General features: G+C 59.2%; 15 protein-coding genes and 1 tRNA gene. 6 read left to right on the plus strand and 10 right to left on the minus strand.

What is annotated here, in order from left to right; genetic code table 11:
* Positions 1-89: 89 nt before the first annotated feature.
* On the plus strand, positions 90-746 hold the full coding sequence (locus AB4N84_RS14605; RefSeq protein WP_460046837.1) for a class I SAM-dependent methyltransferase: 657 nt from the start codon (positions 90-92) through the stop codon (positions 744-746).
* Positions 747-809: 63 nt separating this feature from the next.
* Here the strand turns inward: AB4N84_RS14605 and AB4N84_RS14610 are convergent, their stop codons facing one another.
* Together AB4N84_RS14610 and AB4N84_RS14615 are read right to left on the minus strand one after the other, a co-directional pair.
* Positions 810-1,520 carry a glutathione binding-like protein gene (locus AB4N84_RS14610; RefSeq protein ID WP_460046839.1) on the minus strand — a complete coding sequence of 237 codons (711 nt, stop codon included), beginning with the start codon at positions 1,518-1,520 and terminating at the stop codon, positions 810-812.
* Complete coding sequence (locus AB4N84_RS14615; protein WP_460046840.1) at positions 1,517-2,158, minus strand: TetR/AcrR family transcriptional regulator; 642 nt, start codon at positions 2,156-2,158, stop codon at positions 1,517-1,519. Before AB4N84_RS14615 ends, AB4N84_RS14610 begins: the two co-directional genes overlap by 4 nt.
* A gap of 153 nt (positions 2,159-2,311) precedes the next feature.
* Here AB4N84_RS14615 and AB4N84_RS14620 point away from each other — a divergent pair, with 153 nt between their 5' ends.
* Positions 2,312-3,016: a glutathione S-transferase family protein gene (locus tag AB4N84_RS14620; protein WP_460046842.1), complete on the plus strand. Its 705-nt coding sequence runs from the start codon at positions 2,312-2,314 to the stop codon at positions 3,014-3,016.
* 104 nt (positions 3,017-3,120) lie between these two features.
* On the opposite strand, the gene ychF is transcribed toward AB4N84_RS14620, so the two are convergent.
* The 8 genes from ychF to AB4N84_RS14660 form a co-directional block, all read right to left on the minus strand.
* Positions 3,121-4,221, minus strand: coding sequence for a redox-regulated ATPase YchF (gene ychF, locus AB4N84_RS14625; RefSeq protein ID WP_074753529.1), 1,101 nt, complete (start codon positions 4,219-4,221; stop codon positions 3,121-3,123).
* A 21-nt stretch (positions 4,222-4,242) separates the two neighbouring features.
* The gene (gene pth, locus AB4N84_RS14630) at positions 4,243-4,827 is read right to left on the minus strand and encodes an aminoacyl-tRNA hydrolase (protein WP_460046844.1); all 585 of its coding nucleotides are present in this window, start codon (positions 4,825-4,827) and stop codon (positions 4,243-4,245) included.
* Positions 4,828-4,902: 75 nt separating this feature from the next.
* The gene (locus AB4N84_RS14635) at positions 4,903-5,508 is read right to left on the minus strand and encodes a 50S ribosomal protein L25/general stress protein Ctc (protein WP_074753531.1); all 606 of its coding nucleotides are present in this window, start codon (positions 5,506-5,508) and stop codon (positions 4,903-4,905) included.
* A gap of 140 nt (positions 5,509-5,648) precedes the next feature.
* Positions 5,649-6,590: a ribose-phosphate pyrophosphokinase gene (locus tag AB4N84_RS14640; protein WP_037018241.1), complete on the minus strand. Its 942-nt coding sequence runs from the start codon at positions 6,588-6,590 to the stop codon at positions 5,649-5,651.
* 47 nt (positions 6,591-6,637) lie between these two features.
* Positions 6,638-6,712 (minus strand) — tRNA-Gln (locus AB4N84_RS14645).
* A gap of 35 nt (positions 6,713-6,747) precedes the next feature.
* A complete protein-coding gene (gene ispE / locus AB4N84_RS14650) occupies positions 6,748-7,599 on the minus strand; it encodes a 4-(cytidine 5'-diphospho)-2-C-methyl-D-erythritol kinase (RefSeq protein ID WP_460046845.1) in 852 nt (283 codons plus the stop codon).
* 2 nt (positions 7,600-7,601) lie between these two features.
* A complete protein-coding gene (gene lolB, locus AB4N84_RS14655) occupies positions 7,602-8,219 on the minus strand; it encodes a lipoprotein insertase outer membrane protein LolB (RefSeq protein WP_460046847.1) in 618 nt (205 codons plus the stop codon).
* Positions 8,220-8,222: 3 nt separating this feature from the next.
* On the minus strand, positions 8,223-9,950 hold the full coding sequence (locus AB4N84_RS14660; RefSeq protein WP_460046848.1) for a tetratricopeptide repeat protein: 1,728 nt from the start codon (positions 9,948-9,950) through the stop codon (positions 8,223-8,225).
* 258 nt (positions 9,951-10,208) lie between these two features.
* Between AB4N84_RS14660 and hemA the strand changes: the two genes are divergently transcribed.
* From hemA to AB4N84_RS14680, 4 genes are read left to right on the plus strand one after another with little or no spacing between them, the layout of a single operon-like run.
* Positions 10,209-11,486 (plus strand): glutamyl-tRNA reductase, encoded by a 1,278-nt coding sequence (gene hemA, locus AB4N84_RS14665; protein ID WP_074753535.1) that lies wholly within the window; start codon positions 10,209-10,211, stop codon positions 11,484-11,486.
* Positions 11,483-12,565, plus strand: a complete 1,083-nt coding sequence (prfA, locus tag AB4N84_RS14670; RefSeq protein WP_346832709.1) for a peptide chain release factor 1 — start codon at positions 11,483-11,485, stop codon at positions 12,563-12,565. Before hemA ends, prfA begins: the two co-directional genes overlap by 4 nt.
* Positions 12,566-13,399 carry a peptide chain release factor N(5)-glutamine methyltransferase gene (gene prmC, locus AB4N84_RS14675; RefSeq protein ID WP_074753537.1) on the plus strand — a complete coding sequence of 278 codons (834 nt, stop codon included), beginning with the start codon at positions 12,566-12,568 and terminating at the stop codon, positions 13,397-13,399.
* Positions 13,393-14,145 carry a molybdopterin-synthase adenylyltransferase MoeB gene (locus tag AB4N84_RS14680; RefSeq protein WP_460046850.1) on the plus strand — a complete coding sequence of 251 codons (753 nt, stop codon included), beginning with the start codon at positions 13,393-13,395 and terminating at the stop codon, positions 14,143-14,145. The genes prmC and AB4N84_RS14680 overlap by 7 nt, the downstream gene beginning before the upstream one ends.
* Positions 14,146-14,148: the final 3 nt, after the last annotated feature.

A 14,148-nucleotide genomic window follows, 5' to 3' on the forward strand; every position in this document is an offset into this window, starting at 1 on the left:
CCTTGGAATAGCTTGAAACCCGAAAGAGGGACGACGTATAACGGGCGTCGTCTTCTCTGTCCGATTCTCTTGTTTCCAAGGCGTCTTCCATGACCGAAAGCAGTGCCGCGGGTGCGGCGGTTTATTCCCCTCTGACGCTGGCCCTGTATGACGCATGGGTGCTGGGCATTTCCAATCGTTACGCGTGGCGTTGTCCGACCGATGAGGTTTTGCTGCCATTCTTTCGCGCCAACGTTCGCGCCCGGCATCTTGATATCGGTGTGGGCACGGGTTACTACCTGGCCAAAGCCCAGTTGCCCGCCGACACTCAGATCACCTTGCTCGACCTCAATCCCAGCAGTCTTGAAGCGGCCAGGCGCAGAATCGCCCGGCCCGACACACGCATTCTCCAGCACGACGTCATGCAGCCGATTCCGGGTGGCGAACGTTTCGATTCGATCTCGCTTTTTTATCTGCTCCATTGTCTGCCGGGCCCTCTGGACGCCAAGGCGGCGATCTTCGGCAACCTCAAGCACAACCTGCAACCGGGCGGCGTGCTTTTTGGGGCGACGATTCTGGGGGACGAGGCGGGGCACAACGGCTTCGGGCGCAAGCTGATGGACGTCTACAACAAGAAGGGCATTTTCGGAAACCGTCAGGACACCCAGGTCGGTTTCGAAGGGCATCTGCGTCAGCATTTCCGGGACGTGACGCTCAAGCGTGAAGGGCGCGTGCTGCTGTTCCGTGCGGCTCAGCCGATCATCTGAGGTCGGGTCTGTCAGCGCCAGCCCTTTTTTACTGGCGCTGCGCTGACAGTCGCGTGGCTATTCTCAGCTCTTTTTCTGCCCGCCAGCAGAGGTCTGGCCGAACAGTATCTTCTTGCCTTCCTCGGTGACCGTTGCACGGTTCTGTGACAGCGCTTCACCCTTGGCGTAGGCGCGAATCGTTGCCGGGCGAGTCTGCACCGCATAGAACCAGCGCTTCAGATTCGGAAAGTCATCCAGGTTTTGCTGTTGGCGCTGCCATGGGTAAACCCAGGGATAGATCGCCATGTCAGCGACTGAATAATCCTCTCCAGCGACGAAGGTACGGCCTTGCAGCCTGCGGTCCAGCACGCCGTACAGGCGGTTGGTTTCATTGACGTAGCGGGTGATCGCGTACGGGATTTTCTCCGGCGCATACACGCCAAAGTGATGATTCTGACCCGCCATCGGGCCAAGCCCGCCCATCTGCCACATCAGCCATTCAGTGACGGTTTTCTTGCCGCGCACATCGGAGGGCAAGAACTGACCCGTCTTTTCCGCCAGGTACAACAGGATCGCGCCGGACTCGAAAACCGTGATTGGCTCTCCACCGTCGGCGGGCGCGGTGTCGATGATCGCCGGCATACGGTTGTTCGGCGAGAAGGCCAGAAACGCAGGCTGAAACTGGTCCCCAGCGCTGATGTCGACAGGGTGAATACGGTATTCCAGTCCAGCTTCCTCCAGAAACAAGGTGATCTTGTGGCCGTTGGGGGTTGGCCAGTAGTAGAGCTCGATCATCGTTGCGATTCCACAATGAGGGGGTAAATGGGGGCGAAGTTACCTTGATGCGCGCCACCGTCCAGCAGCGCGAGTGCGGGGCGCAACACGCTTTCCAGCAAGGCCCGTTGCGGTTTGGCGCGGGCGAGTACGCGAATGCCCAGTAGCACGCCAAGCAACAAGCAGGAGAGGTCTTGGGCCGGTTGTGCGCAGGAAATCGTGCCGTCACGTTGGCCTGCTTCCACGCAGCGCAGAAAAAAGTGCTCGGCCCGCGTAAGAAAGTCATCCACGATCGCTTGCGCATCCGGGTCATGCGGCGCCGCTTCCAGCGCCGAGTTCACCATCATGCAGCCTCGACGCTGGATGTCGTTCATTGAGCGCTCAATGATTTCCACGAAAAACATCTCGATGGCCTGGCGCGGCGCCAAGGTGCTCTCCAGGCGCACGACACGCTCGCCAAAGCTGCTTTCCAGGTAGTGCGCCAACGCCTTGCGGTACAGGGCACGCTTGTCGCCAAACGCGTTGTACAGGCTGGCGCCGGTGATGCCCATGCAGTCGATGAGGTCACGCATCGACGTCGCCTCGAAACCCTTTTTCCAGAAGCACTGGATCGCGGCGTCGAGCACATTCCCTTCGTCGAATTCTCTGGGTCTTGCCATCGTCATTTTCCTTTCGGCGCACATCTTCACGTTGCGCCGTGTTCCACAGTTCGCCTAATCTAGATCAATCGTTCTAAAACGCAACTGTGTTTTTCGGGCGCTGTGCGCTTTCGGTATTTTCGATCACCTTTCACACCCACAGAGATGAACGCCATGATCCGTTTCTATTTCCACCCGACACCCAACCCGGCCAAGGTCGCGCTGTTTCTCGAAGAGTCAGGCCTGGACTACGAATTGGTTCCGGTGGATACCAGCAAGGGCGAGCAGCACTCTCCCGAGTTCCGCGCGATCAACCCCAACGGAAAAGTGCCTGCAATCGTTGACACTGACGGGCCGGGCGGGAAAGAAGTGCGGGTATTCGACTCCAGCGCCATCCTGCTGTATCTGGGTGAGAAAACCGGCCAGTTCATGGGCGCGGCCGAAGACAAGCCTGAGCTGCTCTCGTGGCTGTTCTTCATTGCGTCGGGTCTCGGGCCGTTTTCGGGTCAAGCGGTGCACTTCCAATACGCCGCACCAGAAGGCAACGATTACGCGGTGAACCGCTATCGCCGCGAAATCGAGCGCCATTACGAAGTCCTTGACCAGCATCTGGCGGGGCGCGACTACATCGTCGGAAACGAATACACCCTTGCCGATATTTCGACGTGGGGCTGGTTGATTCGCGCGCCTCGCGTCATGAAGGGCGCTGAGGATGCCTTGGCGGACTACCCGAACCTCAAGCGCTGGTTCCAGAACGTCGACGCACGTCCTGCGGCATCTCGCGCAAAAGACGTGGGTAAGGATCACGCCTTCAAGAAAGACATGGATGAGCAGGCGAAACGCGCGCTGTTTCCGTCGAATTATCCAAAGGCGGATTGACGTGTTTCAGATGGCGGATTGAAAAGCGATCGCCCAATAAAAAGCCTCCGAGGAAGGAGGCTTTTTCGCGAGGCGCTGTCTGGAGAACCAGACGCCGTCTCTGGTCAGACGTTGAAGCGGAAGTGCAGCACGTCACCGTCTTTGACGATGTAGTCCTTGCCTTCCAGGCGCCATTTGCCTGCTTCCTTCGCACCGGCTTCGCCCTTGTACTGGATGAAGTCGTTGTAAGCGACGCACTCGGCGCGGATGAAGCCTTTTTCGAAGTCGGTGTGGATCACGCCAGCGGCTTGAGGTGCAGTGGCACCGACGCGGACGGTCCAGGCGCGGACTTCTTCGACGCCGGCAGTGAAATAAGTCTGCAGGTGAAGCATTTCGTAACCGGCGCGGATAACGCGGTTCAGACCCGGCTCTTCGAGGCCCAGGGCCTCGAGGAACATGTCTTTCTCTTCGCCGTCGTCGAGTTCGGCGATTTCGGCTTCGATCTTGTTGCAGACCGGCACCAGCATGGCGCCTTCTTCCTCGGCGATCGCGCGAACCACGTCCAGGTGCGGGTTGTTCTCGAAACCGTCTTCAGCGACGTTGGCGATGTACATGACCGGCTTGGTGGTCAGCAGGTGAAAGCCCTTGATCACGGCTTTCTCGTCAGCGCCCATGTTCTTCATCAGGCTGCGCGCAGGCTTGCCTTCGGTGAAGTGAGCGATGAGTTTTTCCAGCAGGCCTTTCTGGACCACTGCATCTTTGTCGCCGCCTTTGGCGTTACGCGCCACTTTCTGCAGCTGTTTTTCGCAGCTGTCGAGGTCGGCGAAGATCAGCTCGAGGTCGATGATCTCGATGTCGCGTTTCGGGTCAACACTGTTGGAGACGTGAATCACGTTCTCGTCTTCGAAGCAGCGGACCACGTGAGCGATGGCGTCGGTTTCGCGGATGTTGGCCAGGAACTTGTTGCCCAGGCCTTCACCTTTGGAGGCGCCGGCGACCAGGCCCGCGATGTCGACGAACTCCATCGTGGTCGGCAGGATGCGTTTCGGATTGACGATGTCAGCCAGCGCCTGAAGGCGTGGGTCGGGCATCGCCACGATGCCGCTGTTCGGTTCGATGGTGCAGAAGGGAAAGTTCTCCGCCGCGATACCGGATTTGGTCAGGGCGTTGAACAGGGTGGACTTGCCGACGTTGGGCAGGCCGACGATGCCGCAGTTGAATCCCATGGTGTTTCCCCTCGAGTGATGTCAGGCCTTCTGGCTGTGCAGGACGCGCATCGCCTTGGCGAAGTCGCCAGCGAGTACATCCGGCAGCACGCCGAGGGCAAAGTCGATACTGGCGTCCAGTTTTTCCTGCTCGGCGCGTGGCGCACGACCCAGGACAAAATTGGACACCATGCTGGCGTCGCCTGGATGGCCGATGCCGAGCCGCAGGCGATGGAAGCCGTTCTGGTTACCGAGCTGCGCAATGATGTCGCGCAGTCCGTTATGCCCGCCGTGTCCGCCACCCAGTTTGAGTTTGGCGACACCCGGAGGCAGGTCGAGTTCGTCGTGGGCCACCAGAATGGCTTGCGGAGGAATCCGGAAGAAACCCGCCAGTGCCGCAACGGACTGACCGCTACGGTTCATGTAGGTGGTGGGAATCAACAGACGAACGTCCTGGCCTTGATGACTGAATTTAGCCGTCAGGCCGGAATATTTGCGGTCAGCGGTCAGATTGACGCGCTGGGCGCTGGCAATACGCTCAACGAAAAGAGCCCCTGCGTTATGCCGGGTCTGTTCGTATTCGGGGCCGGGGTTTCCCAGGCCGACGATCAGTTGGATGGCGGTCACGTCAGGGGCTCTTCCTTGGGTCGAGTGTGACGGTGCAGGGCACCATCACGGGTTCAACCGGCTAGCGAGTAATAATTACTCTGCTTCGCCTTCTGCGGTGCCTTCTTCTTCCTGAACGACGCGAGGAGCGTGGACGTTAGCGATGTCCAGGTCCTTGCCGTGCGCCAGAGCGACGAATTCAACACCTTTAGGTGCTTTGACGTCGGACAGGTGAACGTTGTCGCCGATTTCCAGCGCGCCCAGATCAACTTCGATGAACTCAGGCAGATCTTTAGGCAGGCACGACACTTCCAGCTCAGTGGTAGTGTGCGAGATCTCGCCGCCTTTCTTGATCGGTGCTTCTTCGTTGATGAAGTGCACAGGAACGGTAGCGGTCAGCTTCTGGCCAGCGACGACGCGGATGAAGTCGGCGTGCATGATGAACTGCTTGGCAGGGTGACGTTGCATCGCTTTAACGATCACGTTCTGCTTGGCGCCATCAACGTTCAGTTCGATAACGTGGCTGAAAGCAGCTTCGTTTTCGAACAGTTTGGCCATTTCCTTGGCTTCGATGGTGATCGAAGCAGCGTCTTTGTTACCACCGTAAACAACGGCTGGAACTTGTTTCGCGTGACGCAGGCGGCGGCTCGCACCTTTCCCCAGGTCAGTACGCGCTTGGGCGTTCAGAGTAAAGTCAGTCATTTTGTATCTCCAAAATAGCCATGACCGAGCGGCGTTTGCGACCAGCGCCAGACACGGTATGGGCAAAAAAAGCCCCGCCCCAACAGGGAGTGTTGGGGCGGGGCGCTTTTCGTCAACGGTGTTTGAAAAGGGCAGAGCCCTTAACGGAACATCGCGCTGATCGATTCTTCATTGCTGATGCGACGCATCGCTTCAGCGACTACCGGTGCGATATCCAGTTGACGGATACGGTCACAGGCTTGTGCGGCGGCGGACAACGGGATGGTGTTAGTGACCACCAGTTCGTCCAGCACGGAGTTTTCAATGTTCTCGATCGCACGGCCCGACAGCACAGGGTGTGTGCAGTAGGCAAAGACCTTGGCAGCGCCATGTTCTTTGAGGGCTTTGGCCGCGTGGCACAGGGTGCCGGCGGTATCGACCATGTCGTCGACGAGAATACAGGTACGACCTTCGACGTCACCGATGATGTGCATCACTTCAGAGTGATTGGCCTTCTCACGGCGCTTGTCGATGATCCCGAGATCCACGCCCAGGGATTTGGCAACAGCACGTGCACGCACGACGCCACCGATATCCGGGGAAACGATCATCAGGTTTTCGAAGCGTTGGTCTTCGATGTCATCCACCAAAACCGGGGAGCCGTAGATGTTATCTACCGGAATATCGAAGAAGCCTTGAATCTGGTCAGCGTGCAGGTCAACGGTCAGCACCCGGTCGATACCGACGACGGTGAGCATGTCCGCAACCACTTTAGCGCTGATTGCCACGCGAGCAGAACGCGGACGGCGATCCTGGCGGGCATAACCAAAGTAAGGGATAACAGCTGTAATACGAGTAGCCGAGGAGCGGCGGAAGGCATCAGCCATCACGACGAGTTCCATCAGGTTATCGTTGGTCGGAGCGCAGGTCGGCTGAATAATGAATACGTCTTTACCGCGAACGTTTTCATTGATCTCAGCGGTAATCTCGCCGTCGGAGAACTTACCGACAGAAATGTCACCGAGAGGGATATGCAGCTGACGTACGACACGCCGAGCCAGATCGGGGTTGGCGTTCCCCGTAAAGACCATCATCTTGGACACGCGCAGTACCTGGAGGCTTAGGGTATGCCTGGATGACTATAGGAAAATGGCAGGGGCGGCTGGATTCGAACCAACGCATGGCAGGATCAAAACCTGCTGCCTTACCGCTTGGCGACGCCCCTGTATCTGTTGCACGAGTGCCTGGCACTCGGTTCTCTTAGAGCAGTGTCTGTAACTTGCGGTGCAACATCGAGATGTTGCTGCCTTTTGCTACAAACCCTGTAAGGGTCTCTGTAAGAAGGGCCGAGACTTTATCAGCTTCAGCTTTGTTTGGGAAGGCCCCAAACACACAACTTCCAGTTCCGGTTAATTTTGCTTCGGTAAAATTACCTAGCAAATTCAAAGCGTTACGAACATCTGGATAACGCCTTGCTACAACCGGTAAGCAGTCATTTCGACTGTTTCCCTTGGGAACGGGGCGCACTTTAATGGGAGGCGTGTCACGTGTCAACAGTGGATCTGAAAAAATTTCTGCTGTACTTACAGATACTTGCGGCACAAGCACGACATACCACGGTTCTTCGGGGGTTACGGGGGTGAGTATTTCGCCCACGCCCTCAGCAAATGCGGCATGTCCACGCACGAAAACCGGCACGTCAGCCCCGAGCTTGAGCCCCAGCGCCGCGAGGCGATCTTCGTCCCAACCCAGTTCCCAAAGATGATTGAGGCCGAGCAAGGTGGTCGCGGCATCGGAGCTTCCGCCGCCGATCCCGCCACCCATGGGCAGCACTTTTTTCAGCCAGATATCGACACCCCGTTCACAGCCGGATTGTTCTTTAAGTGCGCGAGCCGCTTTCACGATCAGATTACTGTCGTGAGGAACGCCCTCTATCTCTGTCTGAAGACGGACTTCGCCGTCTTCACGAAGCGCGAAACTCAGTTCATCGCCGTAATCGAGAAACTGAAAGATCGTCTGTAACTCGTGATAGCCATCCGGCCGACGGCCGAGGATGTGCAACATCAGATTGAGTTTGGCTGGAGCAGGCAGTGTCAGAAGGGGACGGGACATGCTTACTGCCCCAGCTTACGCGGCTGCCAGTCCTTGATGACCAGCGTGACGTCCAGGTCCTGACCGTGCAGTTTCATGCGCTCGGGCAGCGTGTAGCCGTTCTGTTCGGTGTAGCTCAGGTATTCGATCTGCCAGCCGTCCTGCTCCAGGTTGGACAGGCGACTGTCGCCGTCCAGTGTCAGGCTGCTCTTGCTGTCAGGTGCGGGCAGGCCGCGGACCCACCAGACCAGATGCGAAACGGGGAGCTTCCAGCCCAGTTGATCCTTGAGCAGGGTTTCCGGATCCGGCGCGTCGTAACGGCCCTGATTGGCAACTTCCAGCGACACGGCACCCGGGCGGCCAGTCAAGCGTGCTGCGCCCCGACCGAGCGGGCCGGAGAGGCGAATGTCGTAATAATCCTGACGTTGCAGCCAGAACAGCGTGCCGCTGCCTGAGTCCTTCGGCGCTCGAATGCCGACCTTGCCGTTGATTTGCCAACCGTCGAGGCTGGCAAGCTGTTCTTTGTTGGCGCGCCACGTGTTGGCGTCGCCCTTGCCTTGAACGGCTTCGTGGGGCGTGATGCCGGCGCAACCGGCGAGCAGGGCGATCAGACTGAATGCAAGTACGTGGCGCAATAACATAAATCAGAGGGTCTCGGAGCCGGTCAAGCGCTTGAGGGTGCTGCGCAGGACCGGGCTGTCAGGTTGCTGTTCGAGGGCCTTGCCCCACACTTTTCGAGCTTCGCGCTGCTGACCTTTGGCCCACAGTACTTCACCCAGGTGCGCGGCGACTTCGTGATCTGGAAAGCGCTCCAACGCCTCACGCAGCAGGCGTTCGGCCTCGTCGAGATTACCCAGGCGGTAATTGACCCAGCCCAGGCTGTCGAGCACCGCCGGATCTTCCGGGTTGAGCTGATGCGCGCGCTCGATCAGTTCCTTGGCCTCGGCGTAGCGCGTCGTGCGATCGGACAGGGTGTAACCCAGCGCATTGAGCGCCATGGCGTTGTCAGGCTCGCGCTTGAGAATCGCCCGCAGATCGGTCTCCATCTGCTTCAGGTCATTGCGTTTCTCCGCGAGCATGGCGCGGGTATAAAGCAGGTTCAGATCATCCGGGTATTGCTTCAGCGCTTGGGTCAGTACCTGCCAGCCACGGTCGCTCTGATTGTTGTTGGTCAGGGTTTCCGCTTCGATCAGGTACAGCTGAATGGTGTAATCCGGTTGGTCGGCGCGGGCCTGAGCCAAGCGCTTGGACGCTTCGGCGGTGCTGCCGTTGCTCATCAGAATATCGGCCTGACGCAACTGCGCCGGCAGGTAATCGTTGCCTGGACCAACCTGCGAATATTCGCTCAGAGCGCTCTGCGGGTCGTTGCGCTCTTCATAGATACGACCCAGATTCACATGGGCCGAATCGACATGGCTGCCCCGGGCAACCAGGTCTTCCAGATAACCCTGTGCTTCATCCCACGCCTTGTTTTCCAGGCAGACCAGCGCCAGGGAGTAACGCAACTCGTCGTCATCCGGGTACTGCTGAACAAGGCTCGAGAACTGGACCTTTGCGTCTTCCATGCGGTTTTGTTCGACCAGCATGCGCGCGTAAGTCAGGCGCAGGCGTTTGTCGTCCGGGTACTTCTTGATGCTTTTTTCCAGCAGCGGCAGCGCTTCCTTGCCGCGATTCATGCTTTGCAGCAGGCGCGCGCGCAGCAGAATCGGTGCGACTTCGCCTTCGCCCGGCGGATTGTCTTCTAGCAGTTTCAACGAAGCGGTGTTGTCGCCTTCCTGTTGCAACAGAAGGGCTTTGCCGAATATCAGCTGACCGTTTTTCGGGTATTTGGCCAGCAGGCGATCGAAGCTGGTAAGCAGGCCCTTGCGGGTGTTGGAGTCAGTTTCGGCTGCCGACAGCGCCAGGAAGTCAAAGTGGGTATCGCCCTGACCTTGCAGCACCTTCTCCATATAGCGCATGGAGTCGTCATAGCGCCCGGCGCGCGCCAGCTGGATGGCGGCGGCGCGTTGAGCTTCGAGATTGGTCGGGTCGTTTTTTGCCCAGATCATCGACGTGTCCAGTGCGGCTTGATCAGCCCCCAGGTATTCGGCGATGCGGAAGGCGCGCTCGGAAATCCCCGGATCCTGGGTCTGGATCGCCTGGGTCACGTAGTTGTCCAGCGCAATGTCGAAGCGATTGCGTTGCCCGGCAAGCTCGGCGGTCAGCAGGCTGACGACCGTTTCCTGGGTGAACGAACCGTAAACCTGCGGCTTGGCTTCAGGTGCGGGCGTCGCTTCTTTCGCCGGAGCAGCAGGCTCCGTGGAAACAGGGGCCGTGGACTGACAGCCACCAAGAACGACAAGGGCAAGGAACAACGCGGAGGATTTATTCATATAGAAGAGAGGGCGGCTTACCTGCGGTTTGAAAGCATCATGACACAAGGCAGGGAGCAAACCCACAGCCCACGAGAAAACTAAAGACCCTTAATCTACGGCCTGCGCTTGGACAATTTGTCGCAGGTGCATCGCGGCGAAGCGGATCTCTATAGGGACAATAGACTGTCCTGGTCGTTCTGAATGTATTGCGGTGGTTGTCCTGAATCTATTGAAGTAGGACAATTGCCGGCTTCACGTCACCATCAGCGACCTTGAATGGCCTTTCTTGCTCTGGGTATCAACCATAAGACTGCATCAGTGGATGTCCGCGAGCGCGTGGCATTTACGCCTGAGCAGCTGGTTGAGGCATTACAGCAGCTGTGTCGCCTGACCCAGAGTCGGGAAGCGGCCATTCTTTCGACGTGCAATCGCAGCGAGCTTTATATAGAGCAGGATCACCTCACTGCCGACGTGGTCCTGAGCTGGCTGGCCGATTATCACCACCTGAACATCGAAGACCTGCGTGCCAGTGCGTATGTGCACGAGGAAGACGCGGCGGTGCGCCACATGATGCGCGTCGCTTCCGGGCTGGATTCGCTGGTGCTGGGCGAGCCTCAGATTCTCGGCCAGATGAAGTCCGCCTATGCCGTGGCTCGGGAAGCGGGGACCATTGGCCCGCTGCTCGGCCGTTTGTTTCAGGCCACCTTCAGCGCGGCCAAGCAGGTGCGTACCGACACCGCCATCGGTGAGAACCCGGTGTCGGTGGCGTTTGCCGCGGTCAGCCTGGCCAAACAGATCTTTAGTGACCTGCAGCGCAGCCAGGCCCTGTTGATCGGGGCCGGCGAGACCATCACGCTGGTCGCCCGACACCTGCACGATCTGGGGGTCAAGCGTATCGTTGTCGCCAACCGGACGCTGGAGCGCGCAAGCATCCTGGCCGAAGAGTTCGGTGCGCATGCGGTGTTGCTGGCCGATATTCCCGCCGAACTGGTCAACAGCGACATCGTCATCAGTTCCACGGCCAGTCAGTTGCCGATTCTGGGCAAGGGCGCGGTGGAAAGTGCCCTGAAGCTGCGCAAGCACAAGCCGATTTTCATGGTGGACATCGCGGTCCCGCGTGACATCGAGCCGGAAGTCGGCGAGCTGGACGACGTTTACCTCTACACCGTGGACGATCTGCACGAAGTCGTCGCCGAAAACCTCAAGAGCCGTCAGGGCGCAGCCCAGGCAGCAGAGGAACTGGTGAGTCTGGGCGTCGACGATTTCATGTCGCGCCTGCGCGAACTGGCGGCGGTCGACGTGCTCAAGGCGTATCGTCAGCAAAGCGAACGCTTGCGTGATGAAGAGCTGCAGAAAGCGCAACGCATGCTTGCCAACGGCAGTAACGCCGAAGATGTGTTGATGGCGCTGGCACGAGGCCTGACCAATAAATTGATGCATGCGCCGAGCGTGCAACTGAAAAAGCTGTCCGCCGAAGGCCGCGTCGATGCGCTGGCCATGGCCCAGGAACTCTTTGCCCTCAATGAGGGCTCCACGGATAAACCCCCGCAATGAAAGCTTCACTGCTCAATAAGCTGGACGTGCTCAGCGACCGTTTCGAGGAATTGACCGCGCTGCTGGGTGATGCGGAAGTCATTTCCGATCAGACCAAATTCCGCGCCTACTCCCGCGAGTACGCCGAAGTCGAACCGGTGATCCAGGCCTACAAGCAGCTGCAGAAAGTGCAGAGCGACCTTGAAGGTGCCCAGGCACTGCTCAAGGACAGCGATCCGGACATGCGCGAAATGGCTGTCGAGGAAGTGCGCGAGGCCAAGGATCAGCTGGAAGTCCTGGAAAGCGATCTGCAGAAGATGCTGCTGCCCAAGGACCCCAACGACGGTCGCAACGTCTTTCTCGAGATTCGTGCGGGCACCGGTGGTGACGAAGCAGCGATTTTCTCAGGCGACCTGTTCCGAATGTATTCGCGTTACGCCGAGCGTCGCGGCTGGCGGGTTGAGATCCTGTCGGAGAACGAGGGTGAGCATGGTGGCTTCAAGGAAGTCATCGCCCGGGTCGAAGGGGACAACGTCTATGGCAAACTGAAATTCGAGTCCGGCGCGCACCGTGTTCAGCGCGTGCCTGAAACCGAATCCCAGGGCCGTATCCACACCTCGGCCTGCACCGTGGCGGTGTTGCCTGAACCTGATGAGCAGCAAGCCATCGAGATCAATCCGGCGGACCTGCGGGTCGACACCTACCGGTCGTCCGGTGCGGGTGGTCAGCACGTCAACAAGACTGACTCGGCGATTCGCATCACTCACTTGCCGACCGGTATTGTCGTCGAGTGTCAGGAAGAGCGTTCCCAGCACAAGAACCGCGCCCGGGCCATGGCCTGGTTGTCGGCCAAGCTCAACGATCAGCAGACTGCTGCGGCCGCCAATGCGATCGCCAGCGAGCGTAAGCTGCTGGTGGGATCGGGCGATCGTTCGGAGCGTATCCGGACGTACAATTTTCCACAGGGGCGAGTGACGGACCATCGCGTGAACCTGACGCTGTACTCGCTGGATGAAGTTTTGGCGGGTGGAGTCGATGCAGTGATAGAACCGTTGCTTGCCGAGTATCAGGCAGATCAACTTGCGGCACTGGGTGAGTAAATGACCATCATCGCCAGCTTGTTAAGAAACGCTGAACTGCCGGATTCTCCGACAGCCCGGCTGGATGTCGAACTGCTGTTGGCGGCTGCCCTGGGCAAGCCGCGCAGCTTTTTGCACACCTGGCCGGAGCGTATCGTCAGCACCGAAGCCGCGCAGGCATTCGATGGTTTTCTGAAGCGCCGTCGTACGGGCGAACCGGTTGCCTACATTCTGGGCCAGCAGGGTTTCTGGAACATCGACCTCGAAGTCGCGACCCACACGCTGATTCCTCGTCCAGAGACAGAAATGCTCGTGGAAACCGCGCTGGAACTGTTGCCCAGTGCGATCCCTCATCGCTTGCTCGACCTGGGGACCGGGACGGGCGCCATTGCCTTGTCGCTGGCCAAAGATCGCCCTCAGTGGACCGTCACAGCGGTGGATCGCGTCGACGAGGCGGTCGAGCTGGCCGAGCGCAATCGCCAGCGCCTGCACCTGGACAATGCGCACGTCATGCGCAGCCATTGGTTCAGCGCAGTGGAAGGTCAGCGCTTTGACCTGATCCTGAGTAACCCGCCTTACATTGCCTCCAACGATCCACACCTCGTTGAAGGCGACGTGCGTTTCGAGCCGAGCAGTGCGCTGGTGTCGGGCACCGACGGCCTGGACGACCTGCGGCTCATCGTTTCGCAGGCACCTGCGCACCTGGAAGCCGGCGGCTGGTTGTTGCTGGAGCACGGTTACGATCAGGGCGCGGCCGTGCGTGAGTTGCTCAATCGTCATGGTTTCGAGCAGATCCAGACCCGCCGCGATCTGGGTGATCACGAACGCATCACCTTCGGACGCGTGCCGTGCTGACCGATCAAGAACTGCTGCGCTACAGCCGGCAGATTCTATTGCAGCAGGTGGACATCGACGGCCAGTTGCGCCTCAAGCAAAGCCGCGCGCTGGTGGTCGGCGTGGGCGGTCTGGGGTCTCCAGTCGCGCTTTACCTGGCGGCCGCCGGTGTTGGTGAGCTGCACCTGGCGGATTTCGACAGCGTCGACCTCACCAACCTGCAACGCCAGATCATTCACGACACCCAGAGCGTGGGGCAGAGCAAGGTCGATTCGGCCATCACTCGCCTGACCGCGATCAACCCTGAAATCAAGCTGGTGCCGCACCGTGCGGCGCTGGATGTCGACTCTCTCGCCGCTGCCGTCGAGGCTGTGGATCTGGTACTCGACTGCTCGGATAACTTTTCCACCCGCGAGGCCGTCAATGCCGCGTGTGTGGCGGCCGGCAAGCCGCTGGTCAGCGGCGCCGCAATTCGCCTCGAAGGGCAACTGTCGGTGTTTGATCCACGTCGCGCCGAGAGCCCGTGCTACCACTGCCTATACGGGCATGGCAGCGAAGCCGAGCTCACCTGCAGCGAGGCGGGCGTCATCGGTCCATTGGTCGGCCTGGTGGGCAGCCTGCAAGCGCTCGAAGCACTGAAGTTGCTGGCCGGATTTGGTGAGCCCTTGGTAGGTCGTCTGCTGTTGATCGATGCGTTGGGCACCCGGTTCCGCGAGCTCAAGGTCAAACGGGATCCTGGCTGCAGCATCTGTGGCGCGGGGGCTTGAATT

The organism is Pseudomonas sp. S2_H01 (assembly GCF_054668305.1).

What these genes read in the sequence shown, in the direction of transcription:
- prfA (WP_346832709.1), top strand. Translation starts at nt 11,483, where the DNA reads ATGAAAGCTTCACTGCTCAATAAGCTGGACGTGCTCAGCGACCGTTTC.
- AB4N84_RS14615 (WP_460046840.1), bottom strand. Translation starts at nt 2,158, where the DNA reads ATGGCAAGACCCAGAGAATTCGACGAAGGGAATGTGCTCGACGCCGCG.
- hemA (WP_074753535.1), top strand. Translation starts at nt 10,209, where the DNA reads ATGGCCTTTCTTGCTCTGGGTATCAACCATAAGACTGCATCAGTGGAT.
- AB4N84_RS14610 (WP_460046839.1), bottom strand. Translation starts at nt 1,520, where the DNA reads ATGATCGAGCTCTACTACTGGCCAACCCCCAACGGCCACAAGATCACC.
- AB4N84_RS14635 (WP_074753531.1), bottom strand. Translation starts at nt 5,508, where the DNA reads ATGACTGACTTTACTCTGAACGCCCAAGCGCGTACTGACCTGGGGAAA.
- ispE (WP_460046845.1), bottom strand. Translation starts at nt 7,599, where the DNA reads ATGTCCCGTCCCCTTCTGACACTGCCTGCTCCAGCCAAACTCAATCTG.
- AB4N84_RS14660 (WP_460046848.1), bottom strand. Translation starts at nt 9,950, where the DNA reads ATGAATAAATCCTCCGCGTTGTTCCTTGCCCTTGTCGTTCTTGGTGGC.
- lolB (WP_460046847.1), bottom strand. Translation starts at nt 8,219, where the DNA reads ATGTTATTGCGCCACGTACTTGCATTCAGTCTGATCGCCCTGCTCGCC.
- AB4N84_RS14605 (WP_460046837.1), top strand. Translation starts at nt 90, where the DNA reads ATGACCGAAAGCAGTGCCGCGGGTGCGGCGGTTTATTCCCCTCTGACG.
- prmC (WP_074753537.1), top strand. Translation starts at nt 12,566, where the DNA reads ATGACCATCATCGCCAGCTTGTTAAGAAACGCTGAACTGCCGGATTCT.
- AB4N84_RS14620 (WP_460046842.1), top strand. Translation starts at nt 2,312, where the DNA reads ATGATCCGTTTCTATTTCCACCCGACACCCAACCCGGCCAAGGTCGCG.
- ychF (WP_074753529.1), bottom strand. Translation starts at nt 4,221, where the DNA reads ATGGGATTCAACTGCGGCATCGTCGGCCTGCCCAACGTCGGCAAGTCC.